This window comes from Yersinia aldovae ATCC 35236 (genome assembly GCF_000173735.1).
GTDB lineage: Bacteria > Pseudomonadota > Gammaproteobacteria > Enterobacterales > Enterobacteriaceae > Yersinia > Yersinia aldovae.
The window spans coordinates 1-20,873 of record NZ_ACCB01000050.1; the positions used below are offsets into that span (position 1 = coordinate 1).

Consider the following 20,873-nt stretch of genomic DNA (forward strand, 5'->3'; position numbering starts at 1 on the left):
TTTATTAAATAGAGTAAAAAGTGAATATCATTTAAATGAGGTTTTTTTCAACACTAACAGCCAAGAGGGTATTACTGATAAAGATTTAAGTCTTAACCTGACTCAAAGTTCAGTCAGGACTACACTCCAATCAGATAAATATATTGATGGGAAATTGGCAAAAGTCTACCCACAGTTCGTAAAAAACCTCAGTCTCGAGCAATATCAAAAAATAGATTTAGAAAAGAAGAAAATTAAAGATATTGTCATCGAAAAATTAATGGGGAAAATTTGCACCGAGATGATATTTGGTGAAAACTATTACCAATGGAATTGTCCTCCTTGAAGCAAACGGTAAAATCAGAAGCGGAAAATATTATAACCAGAAACAAACAAGAATCCACCAGGTTATAAAGAGGTAAATACAAATAAAACTCACAATCGATTTGTGAGTTTTATTTTCTCGTGCTGCTGGCTGACGCCAGGTTGAAACTATATTCTCGCGCAGGTCAACTATCAAGCCGAGCCACGGCGAATTAATACCGGCGGCAAAATAACGTTTTGCAGTTGCAGGTCAACGCCCGCGATACGCTGGAGTAACCGTTGCCCGGCACTGTAACCAATCTCTCTGGCAGAACTGGTGACAAAGGTTAATGGTGGCTCGGTTAGCTCGGCTTCCGGTACATCACCAAAACCGATGAGTGCCACTTGTTGATCCAGGTAAGTATCGACACCGGCGCTGCCGATAGTCCGGCCAGTGCGCAAGATACCGAAGTAAGCCCCTAACGCGACCGATGCCTGATGACAAACAATAGCGCTGACATTGGGGTGATTGCGTAACAGCGTTTCTGCTGCATCAGCCGCCGCCTGTTGTTGACTCTCGCATTCGACCACCCATTCAGAACGAAATGGCAGGCCATATTGCACCAAGGTGGCACAAAAGCCCCCCAACCGCTCGGCCCGGGTCAAGGAGTGTGAGTGCCCGCCAAGATAGGCAATCTGTCGATGACCGCGGCCAATCAGAAACTCCGTCGCCATTTTTGCGGCCTGCATGTTATCAGGGCGCACCACATCCACCCCTTCCAACACATTCGATCGCGCGGCACAAATCAGCGGGATATCATGCTCGGCGGCCTTTTGCTGCAACCCCATCTCCCGCTTCGCGCCACCGCCCAATACTAGCCCGTCGACCCCTTGAGCAATCAGCGTATCAAAACAACGCAGCAATCCCTTCCCCTCCCGACCACTTTGTGTCAGAAAGAGCAGTTTGCCCTCCGCCTCAATCGCCTCACTCAAGCCTGCCGTTATTGCGGCATAAAAGGGATCGCCAATATCGCGCACGATCAAGCCGATAACACCCGATTCACCGCCGCGCAATTGCGCCGCCTGACGGTTGCGGACATAACCGAGCTGTTCGATGGCCTGATTAACCCGCTCTGCGGTTGCCCCAGAGATACGCCCTTTGCCACTGATAGCCAATGAAACGGTCGCCACTGAGACGCCAGCCAATTTAGCCACATCGGTAATCGTAATTTTTTTAATTGGTCATAACTGCGGATAAACAAGCCAAGTTAAACGTTTAATCTGATGATGCCCTCGCTAGCCAAAGAATTTGGCGTTGCAGGCAGGCGGCCAGCACGCAAATCCCGATGAACTTATACCGGTAAGTGATTCGGGTGTGTGTCCGCAGCTAACAACTCTGCGGCTTCAAATGCGAAGGTTATACAAAAATAGGATCAGTAATTGTGACATGTCGCTCATATTATCTCGGTTAAACGTTTTATCTTATTTTACCTTTAGACAGGACGGCGAAATCATCGCCATTTATCGAAAAACAAACCGTTACCCAGAACTGCGGTTGTGAAATGCAGACATTGCTAACATCAGGTGCGTTAAAACAGGAGTCATTATGTCAGACGGTAAAAAAACAAAAAATTACGCTGTGGGAATTTTTCCAAAGTTTGGGAAAAACCTTCATGCTACCGGTCGCCTTACTCTCTTTCTGTGGGATCATGCTGGGTATCGGCAGCTCACTCAGTAGCAAAGATGTCATCACCCTATTGCCTGTGATTGGTCATCCTGCTTTCCAGTTATTATTCACCTGGATGAGCAAGGTGGGTTCATTCGCCTTTAGCTTCCTGCCGGTAATGTTTGCCATTGCCATCCCTCTGGGCATGGCGCGTGAGAATAAAGGGGTGGCCGCGTTCTCCGGTTTTGTTGGTTTTGCGGTGCTGAATCTGGCGACCAACTTTTACCTGACAACCCGCGGTGTGTTGCCAACCACCGATGCGATGGTACTGAAAACCCACAACATTCAGAATATTTTAGGTATTCAGTCAATTGATACCGGTATTCTCGGCGCAGTCATTGTCGGTATCATCGTTTACCTGCTACATGAGCGCTTCAATACCATTCGCCTGCCGGATGCCTTGGCCTTCTTTGGCGGTACCCGTTTTGTGCCGATCGTCACGACGGTGGTGCTGGGGCTGGTCGGTTTATTGATCCCGCTAATTTGGCCATTCTTCGCCGCCGGTATCACCGGGTTAGGTAACTTGATTAATGGTGCCGGTATCTTCGGCCCGATGATTTTTGGCAGCGGCGAGCGGTTATTACTGCCGTTCGGTTTGCACCACATTTTGGTGGCACTGATTCGCTTTACTGAAGCGGGCGGTACGATGGATGTCTGTGGCAATAGCGTCAGCGGTGCGCTGACCATCTTCCAGGCCCAGCTCTCCTGCCCAACCACAAGCGGTTTCTCTGAAAGTGCCACACGCTTCCTGTCGCAAGGTAAAATGCCAGCCTTCCTTGGTGGCCTGCCGGGTGCTGCGTTAGCCATGTATCATTGCGCCAAGCCTGAGAATCGCCATAAGATTAAAGGGTTATTGATTTCCGGTGTGGTGGCCTGTGTGATTGGTGGCACCACTGAACCGATTGAGTTCCTGTTCCTGTTTGTTGCCCCGTTCTTGTATCTGATCCATGCAATCTTAACCGGTTTGGGCTTTACCGTGATGGCATTGCTCGGTGTGACCATTGGTAATACCGACGGTAATATCATTGATTTCGTGGTGTTTGGTATTCTGCACGGCACCGCCACCAAATGGTATTGGGTTCCGGTGGTTGCGGCGATTTGGTTCGTGGCGTACTACATGATTTTCCGCTTTGCCATTCAGCATTTCAATATCAAAACACCGGGACGTGAAAGTGAAACCACGGCCAGCCGCAATGCCGAGAAAGCCGCCAGCGGTGCGGTCATCGGTAAATCTGGTTATAACTCCCCGGCTATTCTGGCAGCACTGGGCGGCGCGGATAATATCGTCTCGCTGGATAACTGTATTACCCGGCTGCGGATGTCCGTTAAGGACATGAATTTGGTGGATAAAGAGGCGCTAAAAGCCAACCGTGCTATTGGTGTTATTCAACTGAACGACCATAACTTACAAGTCGTTATCGGCCCGCAAGTGCAATCGGTGAAAGATGAATTAGACTCACTGATAGGGAATGAACAATTTACAACGTCATAAGACGCCAGATCAATGAGTGAAGGGGTGACCGCACCCAAGGGCGCTCCGGTGGTTTATGCCACCACGACCCCAGCGGCACGTTTCCCCTTCATTTGACTGAGCTATAAATAGGTTTGTCATTAACCTCTACGGGGCACTCGATGCCCCGTTTTTTGATAAGCGAGATGCTGATGTTTGATTTCTCCACACCGGTTGACCGTCACGGCACCTGGTGTACCCAATGGGACTATATTGCCGACCGCTTTGGCGCGGCTGACCTGTTGCCCTTTACTATTTCTGATATGGATTTCCCCACCGCACCGGTGATTTTGCAAGCGCTTAATCAGCGTATCGAACACGGGGTTTTGGGCTATAGCCGCTGGCAACATGACGATTTTCTCGGTGCTATCCGCCATTGGTATCAACAACGTTTTCATTGCAGTATCGATACGTCAATGGCGGTGTACGGGCCGTCCGTGATTTATATGGTGGCTCAGTTGATCCGCTGCTGGTCTGCACCGGGCGATTTTATTGTCACCCACACGCCAGCTTATGACGCCTTCTACAAAGTGATCCTCGGTAACCAGCGCCAGTTACTCAGTTGCCCACTGCACAAAGTGGATAACCAGTGGCAATGTGATATGGCACATCTGGAAGCGTTATTGGCGCGGCCACAAACCAAAGTGCTGCTGTTGTGCAGCCCGCATAACCCGACCGGCAAAGTTTGGACTGCAAAAGAGCTGGCTCAGATGGCGGAACTGTGCGAACGCCATCAGGTAAAAGTGATCAGTGATGAAATTCATATGGATATGACCTGGGGCGAGCAGGTTCATACGCCGTGGAGTGAGGTTGGCCAAACGCCGTGGGCATTGCTGACCTCCGGCTCCAAGACCTTCAACATCCCTGCGTTGACCGGGGCATACGGTTTTATCAGTGACAGTGAAACCCGTGATAGCTACACACAAATGCTAAAAGGCCGGGATGGGCTGTCTTCCCCTGCGGTGCTGGCTATTGTGGCGCATATTGCCGCTTATCGTCAGGCTGAGCCGTGGCTGGATGAGCTGCGCAGCTACCTGCAAGCCAATCTGGTGTATGTGGCACAACGCCTTAACCAGGCGTTCCCCGCATTAAACTGGCAGCCACCGCAAGCAACTTATCTGGCATGGATAGATTTACGCCCTTTAAATATTGATGACCATCAGTTGCAGGAGGTGCTTATCGAGAAAGAGAAAGTTGCCATCATGCCCGGCTTCACCTACGGCGAAGAAGGCCGTGGCTTCTTACGACTCAACGTCGGTTGCTCGCGCAGCAAGGTAGAAGCTGGGATGGACAAGCTGATTAATGGCATTCGTGTGTTACAAGCCAATAGCACCAATTAGATCCCCCCCGATGATGGGCACTGATCGCCCCGCCCATCATTTGGTGTGATTCCCATCACTTTTTTATGCAACTCAGTGGATATTTTCATCCATTTGTTTTTATAATGATCTGCACTTTACCCACAAGAATCACCTTCTGATAACAAGTGAGTGCCCAGCATGATTGATCCCCGCCTTCCCCTGACTGACATTCATCGCCATCTTGACGGCAATATCCGTGCGCAAACAATTTTGGATCTGGGTCGCCAATTTAATCTGGCTTTGCCTGCTGATGAGTTAGCGGCACTGCGTCCCCATGTGCAGATCACCAAAACTGAACCTGATTTAGTCAGTTTCTTGCAAAAACTGGATTGGGGCGTGGCGGTATTGGGTTCACTGGATGCCTGCCGCCGTGTGGCTTATGAGAACGTCGAGGACGCAGCCAATGCCGGTTTGCATTATGCCGAGCTGCGCTTTTCGCCATTCTATATGGCGATGAAACACCAATTGCCGGTGGCCGGAGTGGTCGAGGCCGTGATTGATGGCATCCAGTCCGGTTGCCGTGATTTTGCCATTGATATCCGCTTGATTGGCATTCTCAGCCGCACTTTCGGCGAACAAGCCTGTTTGCAAGAACTGGAAGGTTTACTGGCGCATCGTGAGGCGATTACGGCGCTGGATTTGGCCGGTGACGAACTGGGCTTTCCCGGTGGCCTGTTTCGCAGCCACTTCAACCGCGCCCGGGATGCCGGTTTACGCATTACCGTCCACGCAGGTGAAGCCGCAGGGCCGGAGAGTATCTGGCAGGCCATCCGCGAACTGGGCGCTGAACGTATTGGTCACGGTGTAAAAGCGGTGGAAGACATTAAGCTGATGGATTATTTGGCTGCACACAACATTGGTATCGAATCCTGCCTGACATCCAATATCCAGACCAGCACCGTTTCCTCGCTGGCCACTCATCCGCTGGCGACCTTCCTGCGTCATGGCGTATTGGCATCAATTAATACCGATGACCCGGCGGTTCAGGGTATTGAGATTGCCAATGAATACCAGGTGGCAGCACCGGCTGCGGGCTTAACGCCACAGGAGATCCGTCAGGCGCAGCTTAACGGCTTGACGATGGCGTTTATCAGTGAGCAAGAAAAGCAGGCGCTGCGGGATAAAATCGGCGCATAACGGCCTAAAACAGCCCAATAAAAACGCCGGTATCGACTCGCTACACCGGCGTTTTTATTGTTTTTTATCTATTTATATTCAATCACTTGCCTTCTGACTGACCGGCTGAGGCCAACGCACTGGCAGCCTGCGCTTTTTCAGCATTCTCTCTGGCCACTCGTTTAGCATAACGCTGTGCCAACACCGCGCATACCATCAATTGAACCTGATGGAATATCATCAGCGGCAATACCATAACCCCGACCACGGAGGCAGGAAACAGCACATTGGCCATCGGGATACCGTTAGCCAGGCTCTTCTTCGAACCACAAAACACAATGGTGATTTCATCGGCGGTATTGAACCCCAGCCAGCGGGCTGCCAGCGTATTAACCACCAGCACCACTGTCAGTAACACCAGCGAACAGAGCAGGATCGCCAACAGCGACCAGCCATCAATTTGATGCCATATCCCCTGAACCACCGCTTCACTGAAAGCAACGTACACCACCAGCAGAATTGATGACCGGTCAGTGATATTGACCCATTTTTTATGGCGCTCCACCCATTTGGCAATCAGCGGGCGTGATAGATGACCCACAATAAACGGCACCATCAATTGCATAATAATTGAACCGATCGCGTGTAAGGTATCGGTATCGCCCCCCTGTGTTTGCATCAGCATCCCTACCAGCAGCGGCGACAGGAACACACCGAGAATACTGGAAGCCGAAGCACTGCATATCGCCGCCGCAACATTACCGCCAGCAACCGAGGTATACGCAATGGCCGATTGCACCGTCGCAGGCAAAGCACACAGATAGAGAAAGCCCAAATAGAGCGTGGGCGTTAATACGCCAGGGACCAACGCATTCATTCCCAGCCCTAACAACGGGAATAAGGCAAAGGTGCTGAGAAACACCACCAGATGCAGCTTCCAGTGCCCCATGCCAGTCACAATCGCCGCGCGTGATAACTTGGCGCCGTGCATAAAGAACAGCAACGCGATAGCCGCAGTGGTCAGATGCTCAAACCACACTTTAACCTCCCCTTCACACGGGAAGAGGGAGGCAATCATTACCACCAGAATCAGCACGAGTAAAAACTTATCTATCCGTAAACGTTGTAACCAGGACATGCCACTCAATTCCTTCAATATCCCCTTATTTTTGACGTTGTCGGGCGGAGCGGCCTACCGGCAACGTCAATGGTTTTAGGGACAGTTTTTATAATATAACCGTATGAAAAATAACCGCATCAGAAGACGTTACTCAGTTTGCAGTGACAACCGGCAACGTTTTTTGCTGTTGATAAGAAGCCAGGCCCAGTTCAATCAGCTCCATCACTTTAATCGCGTCACTGGTCGGAACCGGATTATCAGCGGTGCCGAGAATTGCATCACGAATACCGGCATAATAAGCAGGATAATTACCCGGTAAGGTCAGTAGCGGTTTTGCTGTCAACACGCCATCATGTGACAGTGTCACTATGCCATCGCGCATATCATAGCCCCAATCCGCCTGCGGTAGGCGCTCACCGGATTTTAAGCGGTCTTCCTGTGGATCAAGCCCATACTTAACGTAGCTCCCTTCCTGGCCGTGAACGATATAACGGGCCGTTTCTGCCGCCGCCAGCACCGTGCCATGCAGCACCACACGTTTCCCCTGATAACCAAGCGTGGCGTGGAAATAATCAACAGATTGCGCGCCGGGGCGCAGCATCCCTAAATCGACATTCAGCGTGTCTGGCAAACCAAACAGTTGTAGCGCTTGATCCAGCAAATGTGGCCCTAAATCATACCAAATACCACTACCGGCACCGGCTTGTTCACGCCAGCGCTGACGGATCTCCGGGCGGTAACGGTCGAAATGCGACTCAAAATAGACCACATTGCCTAAGCTGCCTTCCGCCAGTAAGGTTTTTAATGTCAGAAAATCGCTATCCCAACGCCGGTTGTGGAACACCGACAATAGGCGTTGCGCTGCATCCGCTTGTTTCTTCAAATCGTTTGCTTGTGACAGTGTCACGGTAAACGGCTTATCAACCACCACATGCTTACCTGCCGCCAGCGCTTGCTGGGCTAGCGGGAAGTGGGTGTCATTTGGGGTAGGGATCACGATAAGGTCGATGGTGGGATCATCAAATAATGCTTGTGGGCTGGAAACCACGGTCATTGATGGCCAGTCAGCATGGACTTTACTGGCATCGCTACTGGAAACGCCCGCCAGTTCTAATCCCGGCGTACCCATAATCAACGGCGCATGGAACGTTTTACTGGCGTAGCCATAGCCCAGTAAACCTACCTTTATCATTTCAGTCATTCTACTTCCCCTTAGCCGCAATCTATTCGTTTGTTTGGTGTCACTCAATCAACCGATTTGACACCATGATGATTGCCGCGACAAGAGGTAATTTCTGACTTAACGTACCGCACCGCTAAAGCCGCACAATACTCCCCTGATTATCCTGCCATTCCGGTTGACGCAGACTGCGCTGTGGATAATTGGTTTCGATGCTGCGCCGCCGGAAATCACTGGGGCTGACCCCGACCCGTTTGCGGAAAACGCGAGAGAAATAGAGTTGGTCATCATAGCCCACCACCCGGCCAATGGTCGCAATTGGTTCTTGGGTCGTTTGCAGTAATAGTTTTGCCCGAATAACGCGCTGATCTTCACGCCAACGCAATATATTGATACCCACTTGTTCACGGAACAGATGCGCCAAACGTGATGGCGACAAGCAAACATGGCGCGCAACTTCGTCAATACGCAGCTCTCCGGCTAAATTACCGGTAATAAACTGGCACGCCTCGATGACTCGCGGGTCCATAATGCGTTGCGGGCTGAGGGGATCTTCTTCCATCGAACGCAACAACAGCCGTTCAAGCAAGTTCATCCCCAGCTCTTCACCAAAACGGCGACCTGACTTTTGCGTCTGTTCGATATTGGCAAACAGGCGGTCAAATTCCAGTAGTAAGTTATTGTTAGGCAATGATAAACGCCCAACTTCATGGGTTTTGCTGTGCCATTCCAGCCAATCCGCCCAATAAGCCCGTGGGCGAAAATAGGCCCAGCGGTGATACCAGCAATCGCTGTTAGGTGAGCGCCCGTAGAAATGCGGCGCTTTCGGCGGAAACAACAGCAAATCACCGGGATTACTGTAAAAAGTATTTTCGCCATCAAAAATCTTCCCCTGACCTTTGATGGTCAGATTAAGAATATAGCCTTTCATGCCGCCCGGCCTGTCGATAAAGAAATCGAGTGGTCCGTCGGCCAGAATCGGGGTTAATCCCGCCACCAAATAGGCGTTAAAGGTATAGCCCGGCAGTAAGGGATTGGGTTGCGGTTCCTGAACCATTCGATGATACATTTAGCCTCCTTGAAGCCCGGCACTTTTTTAAGCCACTACGTCACGATGTCAGTTTATCGGGCAGATGGCGTGCTGCCCGATAGTGATCGCAGAACTGTGAGCAAGAGTGGCTTTTTATGGACTTTTCTGCCATCTGGCAATTATACCGTCCGTTTAGCCAGTTGTTTGTAGCGGTCGAAGATAACCGCCGCCAGCAGGATCAAACCACGTACGACATATTGTGAGAACGGAGAGATGTTCAGCAGGTTCATGGCATTTTCTACGGTTCCCAAAATCAAAATACCGGCGATAACATAAGATATTTTGCCGATCCCGCCTTTTAGCGATACCCCACCCAGCACGCAGGCAGAAATCACAATCAGCTCATAACCAATGGAGGTCATTGGCTGGCCGCTGGTCATGCGTGAAGCCAAAATGATCCCTGCCGCCGCCGACACCAGGCCAGATAAAACAAAGATAATAATTTTGGTTCGTACTACCGGTACCCCCGCTAAACGTGCGGCGTCTTCATTGCCACCAATCGCCAGCGTATTGCGGCCAAACGTGGTTTTGTTCAACAGGAAGCCGAACAGAATCAGACAGGCGATGGTGATCCAGATAGGCGCGGGCAGGCCAAACCAGTTGGTATAACCGAGGGCGAAGAAACGCTCATCTTCAATACCGACCGCTTTGCCGTCGGCGATAATGTACGCCAGACCGCGCACAATCTGCATGGTCGCCAGTGTGGTTATTAAGGCATTAATCTTTAGACGGGCAATGACAAAACCGTTGATTAGCCCACAGACCGCCCCCAACAGCAAACCGGCCGCCACACCAAGCCACAGGCTTTCTGTCATGTTAATGACCACCGCCGTTGTCACACCGGCACAGGCAATAACTGATGCCACGGATAAGTCAAAATCCCCCGATGCGAGGCAGAACAACATGCCGCACGCCACCATCCCTGACATCGAGATGGCCAACCCTAACCCCTTCATATTGATGAAAGAACCAAAGTTCGGCACAAATATCACGCAGCCAATAAAGACCACCGCAAATACCACCAGCATCCCGTAGCTATCCCAGATGCGGGATAGCCCCAGTCCACCATTGACAGAGACCTCCTGCGGTGGCTGCGACTGGCCGTTATGTGGCCCACTTTTTAACTCGGTTGATGCCTGATTCTTCTTTTCAGAACTTAACGTAACGCTGGACATCGGTGTATTCATCACAATTTCCTTCACAATCAGGCCACCGCAGGCGCGGCATCAGCAGCAATATTCGGGGTTCGTAGCATCGCCAAACTTAAAGCTTGCTCTTCCGTAGCATCATCGTGGTCTAGTTCACCGGAGATGGCCCCCTCGCGCATCACCACAATTCGGTCTGCCAACCCAAGCACTTCTGGCAAATCACTGGATGCAAACAGCACCGCAATGCCCTGCTTCGCCAGTTGATAAATCACGTTATAGATTTCATGCTTGGCCCCGACATCAATGCCACGGGTCGGTTCATCCAGCAAGATCACTTTCATGTCCTCTGATAACCAGCGGCCTAAAATGGCTTTTTGCTGATTACCACCGGATAGATTCATAATTAGCTGTTGGGCGCTGGGGGTTTTGATATTTAGAGACTGAATACGTAACGCTGCATTCTCTTGCTCCCAGCGATTATTGATCAGGCAGCCCGCAGTCAGTGTTTTGCGCCGCGCGCTGATATTGATATTGTCCTGTACCGAATGGACGGGAATGATGCCATCGGCTTTACGATCTTCCGGGCACAGCATGATCCCGGCAGTAATGGCATCAATGGGGGAACGAATCGACAGCGGGTTACCATCCAGCAGCACCTGCCCGCGGGTCAGTTGGGTGTCACCAAATAGCCCTTTGAGCAATTCACTGCGCCCGGCACCGACTAAACCAAACAGGCCGACGATTTCCCCTTGATGCACCGTCAATGTGATCGGTGATGTCACACCTATGGCTTTTACCGCTTGCAGGGTTAAGCGTTCAGCGCCTATTTTGCGTGGCTGATAACCATAGATATCGCCAAGGTTACGCCCGACCATCGCTTGCACCAGCTTGTCGTTATTCACCTCAGCCATATCGTCAAAGGTGCACACATAGCGGCCATCTTTAAACACCGTGATAGCATCGCTCAGTGCAAAAATCTCTTCCATGCGATGCGAGACATACAGAATCACCCGCCCTTCGGCGCGTAACTCGCGGATGACGCGAAATAGCTGTTCAATTTCGCGTGCCGAAAGTGAGCTGGTGGGTTCATCAAAAGCAATGATTTTGGCATTGCGGGCTAAAGCCTTCGCTATTTCCACCATCTGCCATTGGCCGATGGAGAGGTATTTCAGGGGCGTATCGGGATCAATATCCAGCCCCAGATGTGATAGCTGCAAACGGGACTCATAACGCAGCAACTTGCGATCAACCATGCCCATTTTGGTCGGTAATTGACCCAGATAAATGTTCTCCGCCACCGTCATTTCCGGCACCAGATGCAGTTCCTGATAAATGATAGCGACACCGGCGTCCAACGCATCGGTGGTCTTGGCGAAATTAACCGCTTTGCCTTTGATGTGTATCTCACCCTGCGTCGGCGAATAGTTGCCACTGAGTATCTTGAGCAGCGTCGATTTCCCTGCCCCGTTTTCGCCCATGAGGGCGTGGATTTGACCGGCCTGACAGGTAAAACTGATATCATCCAGCGCCTGGACACCGGGGAAACTTTTTCCGATGCCACAAAAGGCCAGATAAGGTGACTGTTCGGCTTCCAGCTCGGCCTGTAACGCGCAATGGAGTGCTGACATAATGGCTTCCTTATGAGATTTTGGATTGGGCAAGCCGCAACCTGCCCCGGTGCGCCATAGCGAAGGAATTACATTAAGCCTTTCTTCTCTAACTCAACTTTGAAGTTATCCCGAGTGATCAGCACCACATCCGTCACTTCAGTAAATTTCGGCGGTTCCACGCCTTTGGTTACCCACTCATTCAGCATTTGAATACTCTTGTAGCCGTGGATATCCGGGCTAGGTAACAGTGAACCGTAGAAGCCGGTAGCCTGGCCTTTCGACAATTCGCTCACCGCATCAACACCATTGATACCAATGCCAATCACATTGGGCGCTTTAAAGCCCTGACCTTCTGTAGCACGCACGCCACCCAGCACGGTGTTGTCGTTCATGCCGACGATCAGCCAGTTTTTCACCTCAGGATGCTGAACCAGCATCGAGTTGGCAGCATCGAATGCGCCGGGGATATCATTGGATTTGGTCGGCACTTTATAGATCTGTTTTTCCGGGAAGCCGGCCGTTTTCAACGCATCCATTGAGCCACCGGTACGGCGACGTGCGGTGTCCAGCTCATCAGAGGTAATCGCCATCACCGCGGTTTCACCCGGTTGCCAGCCGCGTTTGTTCATCTCCTTCCACAGCTCCTGCCCTTGGCGCTCACCAATTTTGGTCGCCGCCATCATCACCAACGGCACGCTGTCCATCGGTTTACCTTTTGGCATTCACAAACTGATCGTCAACAGCAATGACCTTCAGGTTATAGCTGCGTGCTTTTGCTTCAATGGCCGGTCCCAGCTTCGGATCTGGCGTACAGATGACAAAACCTTTTGCGCCGCTGGCCGCCAGGCTATCAATGGCATTCAGGGTTTTCTCGCCATCAGGTACGGCTATTTTGATGACGTCAAAACCTAAATCTTTCCCCGCTTTATCGGCAAATTTCCATTCAGTCTGGAACCACGGCTCTTCCGGCTGTTTTACCAAAAAACCCAATTTCATGCTTTCGGCAATAGCTGAATGTGACATAAGCGCCGCTAACCCAACCACCGCTAGCGCCTTAGTTAATTTATGCATAATGTTCTCCGGTCTGTTTTTGTAGGAAGAGAGAATTCTTGTTATTTAATCGCTATTTATTCAAACCAATCAATTTCTGGTGGAAACGTTATCAATCATCTTTTTCAGCGTCAGTACAGTTGAATGGTCTTTTATAATCTGCCTACCAAGCCAACTGACTTCACCGCACCCCGTCAGACGGATACAGTTTTAGCGTTAATTTCACCCAAGAATGTAGAGCGCTATCACATCCAGAGATTACAGTTTGTTTATCCATATATTCAGCAAATTTAGCCTCCTCCTAACTTTTGACTAACATCACAAAAACGCTATAGGAAGCAGGAAAGTGCATACTTCCAGCGATTAGCTCCTCACAGCCTGGCACGACTCGCTCCTATGGTTATTGGCAATGAATCCCTGTTTTTATCACTGCAACAGTTAGGAGCAACCACCATGACAGCCAATGTTGTATCGACGGAATGTTCTTTACCGACCAATAAGGCGATAGCGCTCGGTTTAGATTTTGGCAGCGATTCCGTCCGGGTATTGGCGGTAGATTGTCAACTCGGTAGCGAGATCGATACCGAAGTTGTTTACTACCCCCGCTGGCAACAGGGTCTTTATTGTCACGCTGCACAAAACCAGTTCCGCCATCATCCCCTCGATTATATAGAAGCGATGGAACAGGCTATCCGTCAGGTGGTCGGGCGCCTCTCAGAAACACAACGCCAACAGATCGTCGGAATCGGTGTTGACGCCACCGGCTCCACCCCCGCTCCGATTGACGAACAAGGCCAGATATTGGCGCTGCGCCCTGATTTTGCAGATAACCCCAACGCCATGTTTGTGTTGTGGAAAGACCACACCGCGATTGAAGAAGCTGAAGAGATCAATCGGTTATGCCACAGTGGTGAGTTTGCCGACTATTCTCGCTATATCGGCGGGATCTACTCTTCTGAATGGTTCTGGGCGAAGATTCTGCACATCACCCGCGCCGATGCCGCAGTACGTGATGCGGCTGTTTCGTGGATTGAGTTATGTGATTGGGTGCCGGCACTGTTATCCGGCACCACCGCGCCACAGGACATTCAGCGTGGCCGTTGCAGTGCCGGGCATAAAAGCCTGTGGCATCCGTCATGGGGAGGGTTGCCACCGCGTGAATTCTTCGCCGCGCTGGACAGCCGTCTGGTAAATAACCTCGATTACCCCCTCTTTAGCGACACTTATACCGCTGAACGCCCAGTGGGTTTGATTAGCGCCGAATGGGCCAAACGTTTGGGATTGCCCGCAACCGTTATTTTGTCTGGCGGCGCATTTGACTGCCATATGGGTGCTGTCGGTGCGGGTGCTCAGCCTTATACATTGGTCAAAGTTATCGGCACCTCCACTTGTGATATTTTGATTGCTGATGAGCAACGGGTGGGTGATCGCGCCGTGGCGGGGATCTGTGGTCAGGTTGATGGCAGTGTGGTGCCGGGCTGGATTGGCATGGAAGCGGGTCAATCGGCGTTTGGTGATATGTATGCCTGGTTTAGCCGTTTACTCAGTTGGCCGTTACGTCAAGCCGCCCTGACTCAGCCCGAATTGCAACCGCAACTTAAACAAATTGAAGCCAATCTACTCGCGTCACTCACCACCGAATGGGCCAAAAATCCCTCACTTGACCATCTGCCGGTGGTGTTGGATTGGTTTAATGGAAGACGCACGCCGAATGCCAATCAGCGTTTAAAAGGGGTGATTACTGATCTCAACCTGGGCACCGATGCCCCAACGCTATTTGGTGGTTTTATCGCGGCAAGCGCATTTGGTGCGCGCGCCATTATGGAGTGCTTCGAACAACAGGGTATTCCAGTGGAGAACGTGCTGGCATTAGGCGGTATTGCGCGTAAATCGCCGGTGATCATGCAGGTTTGTGCCGATGTCATGAATCGCCCGCTACAAATAGTGGCATCAGATCAATGCTGTGCGTTGGGGGCGGCAATTTTTGCAGCTGTCGCGGCGGGCGTCTATAAGGATGTCCCTACAGCTCAACAACAGATGGCATGTAAGATTGAACGCACTCTGACGCCAAATGCCGCTCAGGTTGCTCTTTATCAACAACTTTATCAGCGCTACCAGCGCTGGTGTTCGAGTGCAGAACCCCATTACGCACCGGCCGGCAAGACGCCGCACTGAGATTAGCCAGCATCCTGATTTATAACGGTATGCTTCAACAGTTTGATTTATAAAACGGAGTATCAGATGGACGTATTTAAGCAATCAGAAGTGTGGTTTGTCATTGGTAGCCAGAATCTCTATGGCCCTAAAACCCTGCAACACGTTATGGCGAATGCCGAGCAGGTGGTCAATAGCCTAAACAAAGAAGCGGGTCTGCCTGTAAAATTGGTACTAAAGCCATTGGTCACCACGCCAGATGAAATCACCGCGCTCTGCCGTGAAGCGAATTACCACACACCTTGTATTGGCATAATGACCTGGTTACACACCTTCTCGCCGGCCAAAATGTGGATCGGTGGCCTGAGCATATTGAACAAACCGTTGTTGCAATTCCATACCCAGTTCAATGCCCAAATTCCGTGGGAAACGATGGATATGGACTTTATGAACCTGAACCAAACGGCACACGGTGGGCGTGAATTCGGCTTTATCGGCGCTCGTATGCGCCAGCAGCACAGCGTTATTACCGGTCACTGGCAGGATAAAGAGGCTCATCAACGCATCGGCCAATGGATGCGCGTTGCCGCTGCCCAACAAGAGAGCCAACAACTTAAAGTGGCGCGTTTTGGCGATAACATGCGCGAAGTCGCTGTTACCGAAGGGGATAAAGTCGCGGCGCAAATTCAGTTTGGTTATTCGGTTAATGCCTATGGCATCGGTGATCTGGTCAGCGTGGTCGATGAGGTTAGTCACGGTGACATCAATACGTTGGTTGAAGAGTATGAAGCCACCTACCGTTTCACGGATGCAGTGAAATTTAATGGGAATAAGCGTGAAAACCTGTTGGACGCGGCCCGTATTGAGCTGGGCATGAAGCGTTTTCTTGAAAACGGGGGTTTAAAGCCTTTACCACTAACTTTGAAAACCTGTACGGTCTGAAACAACTTCCAGGGCTGGCGGTTCAGCGCCTGATGCAGCAAGGCTATGGCTTTGGCGGCGAGGGTGACTGGAAAACCGCGGCATTGCTGCGCATTATGAAAGTCATGGGCAGCGGCCTGAAAGGGGGCACCTCCTTTATGGAGGACTACACTTATAACTTCCAACCGGGTAATGATCTGGTGGTGGGTTCCCATATGTTGGAAGTGTGCCCTTCGATTGCCAAAGAAGAAAAACCGCTGCTGGATGTACAGCATTTAGGCATTGGCGGTAAAGCCGATCCTGCTCGTTTAATTTTCTCAACCCCCGCAGGCCCCGCAGTCAATGCCAGCCTGATCGACATGGGGAACCGCTTCCGCTTATTGGTCAATGTGGTTAATACGGTTGAACAGCCCCATCCGTTACCCAAACTGCCGGTCGCCCGCGCAATCTGGCAAGCCCAACCGTCACTGGCCACCGCTGCTGAAGCCTGGATCATTGCGGGGGGCGCACACCACACCGTATTCTCTCAAGCTATCGGTGTCGATGAACTGCGCCTGTATGCTGAGTTGCACGGTATTGAGTTCCTGTTGATCGATAAAGACACCACACTGCCCGCATTCAAAAATGAAATCCGCTGGAATGAAGTTTATTACCAACTGAATCACTAAGTTAATGAGCTAAGGGGTTTAACGGCCCCTTTACTCGCTATGCAGCCGAGCCATCACGGTAACTCATTGGATGGAAAACAACAGAAAACAGACGACTACCGTATTTTGCGTCTAACACGCGATACAATAATTAAGTTCGCCACTCGTCATATTTGCCCTTACCTTGCTTTACCGTCACTTAACGAATTATAAATCCACCCTCCTCTCTATGGTATTTTTACGCTAAAGAAACCGGTTTCAGAAACCGGTTGCACAAATGGTAATTTCCCGAATACACTGTGACAAGACGATGGTTCAAATACCTTTAATCCATTATATGAGAGTGATTTTATGTCTGCTTTCCCAAAAGATTTCCTATGGGGTGCTGCCAGCGCCGCTTATCAAGTTGAAGGGGCTTATAACGCCGATGGCAAAGGCCCTTCTATCTGGGATACGTTCTCCCACCTGCCAGGGACGACTTATCAGGGGACTAACGGTGATGTTGCTGTCGATCATTACCACCGTTTTCGCGAAGATGTGGCATTGATGGCTGAAATGGGGATGAAAAGTTATCGCTTTTCTATCTCCTGGCCACGGTTATTGCCTGCCGGTCGGGGAGCGGTTAATGCGGCTGGGGTTCAATTCTACAGTGACCTAATCGACGCTCTGTTGGAACATAATATTGAGCCAATGATTACGTTGTACCACTGGGATTTACCACAAGCATTGCAAGATGAAGGTGGCTGGGAGGCGCGCAGCACCGCAGAAGCTTTCGAAGAGTACGCCCGTTTGTGTTACCAACATTACGGTGATCGGGTCAAACTTTGGTCAACCTTCAATGAGACAATCTGCTTTATTGGTTTTGGCTATATTACTGGGGGCCATCCCCCAGGCATTCAAAACCCCGCTCGCGCCATTCAAGCGTGCCACCATGTGTTTGTGGCTCATGCAAAAGCAGTTGCTGCCTTTCGTCGCAGCGGGATCAATGGAAAAATTGGCTTTGTGAATGTTTTACAAACACATACGCCACTTAGCGATTCTAAAGAAGACATGGCAGCTTTCCATTTGGCCGAGGGGATCTTTACTCACTGGTTGTATGATCCGGTGTTGAAAGGTGAATATCCGGCAGCGTTGCTTGGGCAGGCTCAGACACTGTGGGGCGTTCCGCAGTTTGCGCCTGGCGACGAGGCTTTATTACGCGACAATATCTGTGATTTTATTGGTCTGAATTATTACAAACGTGAAACTATCGCTGCAAACAATCAAGATACCCACCTGACCATGAACACCTCTGGTAAGAAGGGCTTAGGACATCAACAAGGTAAAGAATTCGGCTTTAAAGGTCTGTTTAAATTCGTACGTAATCCAAATGGCGTTTATACCGACTGGGATTGGGAGATTTATCCGCAAGGTCTCACCGATGGCATCATGAGTATCAAAGCACGTTATGGTGATATTCCAATCTATATTACTGAAAATGGGTTAGGGGCCAAAGATCCGATTATTGATGGGGAAATCGTCGATGATGATCGAATCGACTACCTAAGCCAGCATATTCAAGCGATAGAAGATGCTATCAAGCAAGGTGCGGATGTTCGTGGCTACTATCCGTGGTCATTTATCGATCTGTTGAGTTGGCTAAATGGTTTCCAAAAACAATATGGTTTTGTGTATGTCGATCACCAAAAGCAACTGGCTCGTCAGCGTAAGAAGAGCTTCTTTTGGTATCAGGACGTGATTAAGTCCAATGGCGCGAAACGTTAATTGCCGTAAAAGTTTACGATAGACGTTACTGGGCGAGTGGTGGCTCACCCAGTTTTAACTTATTCAGCGTTATTATTCAGTTTGCAATCGCCATAACCGTGCATACACGCCAGATTGTGCCACCAGCGCTTGATGACTCCCCTGCTCGATCACTTGCCCATCTTTTAATAACAATATTCGATGACACTGACGCAGAGTATTCAAACGATGTGCAATGCAGATAACCGTGCGCCCACGGATGATTTCCGGCAACTGGCGCATTATTGCGGCTTCTGATTCATAATCTAAAGCACTGGTTGCCTCATCCAGAATCAGAATTTTAGGATCAGCCATCAATGCTCTGGCTAACGCAACACGTTGGCGCTGCCCGCCAGAAAGCATCCCCCCACGTTCCCCGACCTGCGTTTGATATCCCTGCGGTAAAGCCACAATAAAATCATGTGCACCGGCCTGCCGCGCAATCAACTCAACCTGAGTATCATCGGCATCAGGCCGACATTGACAAATATTGTCCCGCACAGTACCAGAAAACAGCACACTTTCCTGCAATACCACACTCATTTGACGCCGTAACGTCGTCGGATCAGTGATAGCTAAATCCTGCCCATCCACCAAAATTTGCCCATGTTGTGGTGTATACAATCGTTGTAATAGTTTGGTTAACGTGGATTTTCCGCAACCTGATGGCCCGGTAATGCCAATAAATTCACCACCCGCAACCTCTACGTTGAGATTTTGCAAAACTTCAGTGGTATCGGGCCGGTAACGAAAACGCACCTGCTTAAAACTCAAGCTCCCGGCACGTTGGCTATTTGACGATAACCCGGCATTCCCAGGCTCGGTCGGGGAATCCAAAATAGTACCGATGCGTTTCAAGGCAATCCGTGTGTGCTGGAAATCTTGCCAGATCTGTGCCAAACGTAAGATGGGCTGAGTGACATAACCGGCGAACATATTAAATGCAATGAATTGGCCGGGAGTGAGTTTCCCCGCCAATACCAGCGTCACACCGAACCACAACAAAACAGCGGAAGTCATTTTATTGATGAATGAAATACCTTGCTCCGCCAGATTACCGGCTTGTGAACTGGCAAAGGATGCGCGAACGTAACTGGCTAACGACTGCCGCCAGCGGCGATTAAACTGGGATTCAGTCGCCGAGGTTTTGATCGTTTCCACCCCACTGATGGACTCCGTGAGAAAAGCCGTACTTTGTGCGCTGGCTTCATATTCCTGCTCCACCCGTTTACGTAATACTCTGCCAACCGCGCACCAGAATAATAAATAGCAAATCAGAGAAAACAGCACTATCCATGTCAATTGGGCACTGTAGCAAAACATCACCGCAATAAAGGTGCCGACAAAAACCAGATCGAGCAACATGGTCAGCGCGGAACCGGTTAGAAAACTGCGGATCTGCTCCATTTCCCGCACTTTAGCGATAGTTTGCCCGGTTTGTTGCGCTGAAAAATAGGCCAGCGGTAGCCCCAGTAAATGACGATACAGACGAGAATTGAGTGTCGCCCCTACCCGGCTGGACAAGTGGGCAAAGAGCCAACTGCGCAACAAGGTATAACCCGGTTCAGCAATTGCCAGAGCAATCATTGCGACACCCAATACCATAAGGCTGTCCATGCCACGACTCACCAGCACTTTGTCGATAATTGCTTCAAACAACAGCGGGGTAACTAACAAAATGCCTTGTAATAGCAGTGAAACCAAAATGATATTACGCAACTGATGACGATATTTAGTTATCACCGGGATAAACCAACTGAAGCCAAATGCAGGTTTCGACTGATCTTTTTGTTCCGCTTTAGCCAGTAAGATAACCTCGCCACACCATATGGCAGCCAATTCTTGCGGCGTTAATGGTTGTCGCTTCCCTGTCGCGGCAACATAGATTGTGGCCTCCTGATCAGTCAGCGCCAATAAAACAAACCATTGAGATCCTTGATGAAATAACACAGGCAAGGTCAGCTTATCCAAGCGCTCAATGGCGCATTTGACTTCCCTTGCGCGTAAACCAATCCAATCAGCACAGCGACACAACGCGATATTATCTATTTCTTCGGCAGGCACCCCCAATTTATGCGCCAGTTGCGGGGCTTCTACCGCCAAATCAAAGCAAGCCGCCGCACAGGCGAGTGCTTCCAGGGGCTGAATAGTATGAGGTGAGTGAGGGTTTGTCATA

Annotated in this window: 13 protein-coding genes and 2 pseudogenes; 7 read left to right on the top strand and 8 right to left on the bottom strand. The window is 50.4% G+C overall.

Features of this window, described 5'->3' with window-relative positions:
* Positions 1 to 325: hypothetical protein (locus YALDO0001_RS17245; protein ID WP_042840414.1), on the top strand; the 325-nt coding region annotated here is incomplete at its 5' end.
* A gap of 170 nt (positions 326 to 495) precedes the next feature.
* Here the strand turns inward: YALDO0001_RS17245 and malI are convergent.
* The gene (gene malI / locus YALDO0001_RS17250) at positions 496 to 1,521 is read right to left on the bottom strand and encodes a Mal regulon transcriptional regulator MalI (RefSeq protein ID WP_042840416.1); all 1,026 of its coding nucleotides are present in this window, start codon (positions 1,519 to 1,521) and stop codon (positions 496 to 498) included.
* A gap of 323 nt (positions 1,522 to 1,844) precedes the next feature.
* On the opposite strand from malI, the gene malX reads away from it, so the two are divergent.
* From malX to add, 3 genes are all read left to right on the top strand, one after another.
* A complete protein-coding gene (gene malX / locus YALDO0001_RS17255) occupies positions 1,845 to 3,500 on the top strand; it encodes a maltose/glucose-specific PTS transporter subunit IIBC (protein ID WP_004704990.1) in 1,656 nt (551 codons plus the stop codon).
* A gap of 170 nt (positions 3,501 to 3,670) precedes the next feature.
* Entirely contained in the window at positions 3,671 to 4,858 is a 1,188-nt protein-coding gene (locus tag YALDO0001_RS17260; RefSeq protein WP_042840425.1) for a MalY/PatB family protein, read from the top strand.
* Between the two features lie 159 nt (positions 4,859 to 5,017).
* Positions 5,018 to 6,016: an adenosine deaminase gene (add, locus tag YALDO0001_RS17265; RefSeq protein ID WP_004704994.1), complete on the top strand. Its 999-nt coding sequence runs from the start codon at positions 5,018 to 5,020 to the stop codon at positions 6,014 to 6,016.
* 82 nt (positions 6,017 to 6,098) lie between these two features.
* Here the strand turns inward: add and YALDO0001_RS17270 are convergent, their stop codons facing one another.
* From YALDO0001_RS17270 to YALDO0001_RS21110, 6 genes and pseudogenes are all read right to left on the bottom strand, one after another.
* Positions 6,099 to 7,133 (bottom strand): bile acid:sodium symporter family protein, encoded by a 1,035-nt coding sequence (locus YALDO0001_RS17270; RefSeq protein WP_004704996.1) that lies wholly within the window; start codon positions 7,131 to 7,133, stop codon positions 6,099 to 6,101.
* Positions 7,134 to 7,266: 133 nt separating this feature from the next.
* The gene (locus YALDO0001_RS17275; protein WP_004704998.1) at positions 7,267 to 8,316 is read right to left on the bottom strand and encodes an oxidoreductase; all 1,050 of its coding nucleotides are present in this window, start codon (positions 8,314 to 8,316) and stop codon (positions 7,267 to 7,269) included.
* A gap of 115 nt (positions 8,317 to 8,431) precedes the next feature.
* Positions 8,432 to 9,364, bottom strand: a complete 933-nt coding sequence (gene araC / locus YALDO0001_RS17280) for an arabinose operon transcriptional regulator AraC (protein ID WP_042840417.1) — start codon at positions 9,362 to 9,364, stop codon at positions 8,432 to 8,434.
* A 140-nt stretch (positions 9,365 to 9,504) separates the two neighbouring features.
* A complete protein-coding gene (araH, locus tag YALDO0001_RS17285) occupies positions 9,505 to 10,560 on the bottom strand; it encodes an L-arabinose ABC transporter permease AraH (RefSeq protein WP_042840426.1) in 1,056 nt (351 codons plus the stop codon).
* 29 nt (positions 10,561 to 10,589) lie between these two features.
* On the bottom strand, positions 10,590 to 12,161 hold the full coding sequence (gene araG, locus YALDO0001_RS17290; protein ID WP_004705004.1) for an L-arabinose ABC transporter ATP-binding protein AraG: 1,572 nt from the start codon (positions 12,159 to 12,161) through the stop codon (positions 10,590 to 10,592).
* A 68-nt stretch (positions 12,162 to 12,229) separates the two neighbouring features.
* A pseudogene (locus YALDO0001_RS21110) lies at positions 12,230 to 13,214 on the bottom strand (arabinose ABC transporter substrate-binding protein).
* Between the two features lie 432 nt (positions 13,215 to 13,646).
* Here YALDO0001_RS21110 and YALDO0001_RS17300 point away from each other — a divergent pair.
* The 3 genes and pseudogenes from YALDO0001_RS17300 to YALDO0001_RS17310 all read left to right on the top strand — a co-directional run bounded on the left by YALDO0001_RS17300 (position 13,647) and on the right by YALDO0001_RS17310 (position 18,679).
* Positions 13,647 to 15,368, top strand: a complete 1,722-nt coding sequence (locus YALDO0001_RS17300; RefSeq protein ID WP_042840427.1) for a ribulokinase — start codon at positions 13,647 to 13,649, stop codon at positions 15,366 to 15,368.
* 66 nt (positions 15,369 to 15,434) lie between these two features.
* Positions 15,435 to 16,936, top strand: a pseudogene (gene araA / locus YALDO0001_RS17305) (L-arabinose isomerase).
* Between the two features lie 330 nt (positions 16,937 to 17,266).
* Positions 17,267 to 18,679, top strand: a complete 1,413-nt coding sequence (locus YALDO0001_RS17310) for a GH1 family beta-glucosidase (protein WP_004705019.1) — start codon at positions 17,267 to 17,269, stop codon at positions 18,677 to 18,679.
* Positions 18,680 to 18,751: 72 nt separating this feature from the next.
* On the opposite strand, the gene YALDO0001_RS17315 is transcribed toward YALDO0001_RS17310, so the two are convergent.
* A complete protein-coding gene (locus YALDO0001_RS17315) occupies positions 18,752 to 20,872 on the bottom strand; it encodes a type I secretion system permease/ATPase (protein WP_004705020.1) in 2,121 nt (706 codons plus the stop codon).
* Position 20,873 lies beyond the last annotated feature (1 nt).

What these genes read in the sequence shown, in the direction of transcription:
- malX (WP_004704990.1), top strand. Translation starts at nt 1,845, where the DNA reads ATGCAGACATTGCTAACATCAGGTGCGTTAAAACAGGAGTCATTATGT.
- YALDO0001_RS17260 (WP_042840425.1), top strand. Translation starts at nt 3,671, where the DNA reads ATGTTTGATTTCTCCACACCGGTTGACCGTCACGGCACCTGGTGTACC.
- add (WP_004704994.1), top strand. Translation starts at nt 5,018, where the DNA reads ATGATTGATCCCCGCCTTCCCCTGACTGACATTCATCGCCATCTTGAC.
- YALDO0001_RS17270 (WP_004704996.1), bottom strand. Translation starts at nt 7,133, where the DNA reads ATGTCCTGGTTACAACGTTTACGGATAGATAAGTTTTTACTCGTGCTG.
- YALDO0001_RS17275 (WP_004704998.1), bottom strand. Translation starts at nt 8,316, where the DNA reads ATGACTGAAATGATAAAGGTAGGTTTACTGGGCTATGGCTACGCCAGT.
- araC (WP_042840417.1), bottom strand. Translation starts at nt 9,364, where the DNA reads ATGTATCATCGAATGGTTCAGGAACCGCAACCCAATCCCTTACTGCCG.
- araH (WP_042840426.1), bottom strand. Translation starts at nt 10,560, where the DNA reads ATGTCCAGCGTTACGTTAAGTTCTGAAAAGAAGAATCAGGCATCAACC.
- araG (WP_004705004.1), bottom strand. Translation starts at nt 12,161, where the DNA reads ATGTCAGCACTCCATTGCGCGTTACAGGCCGAGCTGGAAGCCGAACAG.
- YALDO0001_RS17300 (WP_042840427.1), top strand. Translation starts at nt 13,647, where the DNA reads ATGACAGCCAATGTTGTATCGACGGAATGTTCTTTACCGACCAATAAG.
- YALDO0001_RS17310 (WP_004705019.1), top strand. Translation starts at nt 17,267, where the DNA reads ATGTCTGCTTTCCCAAAAGATTTCCTATGGGGTGCTGCCAGCGCCGCT.
- YALDO0001_RS17315 (WP_004705020.1), bottom strand. Translation starts at nt 20,872, where the DNA reads ATGACAAACCCTCACTCACCTCATACTATTCAGCCCCTGGAAGCACTC.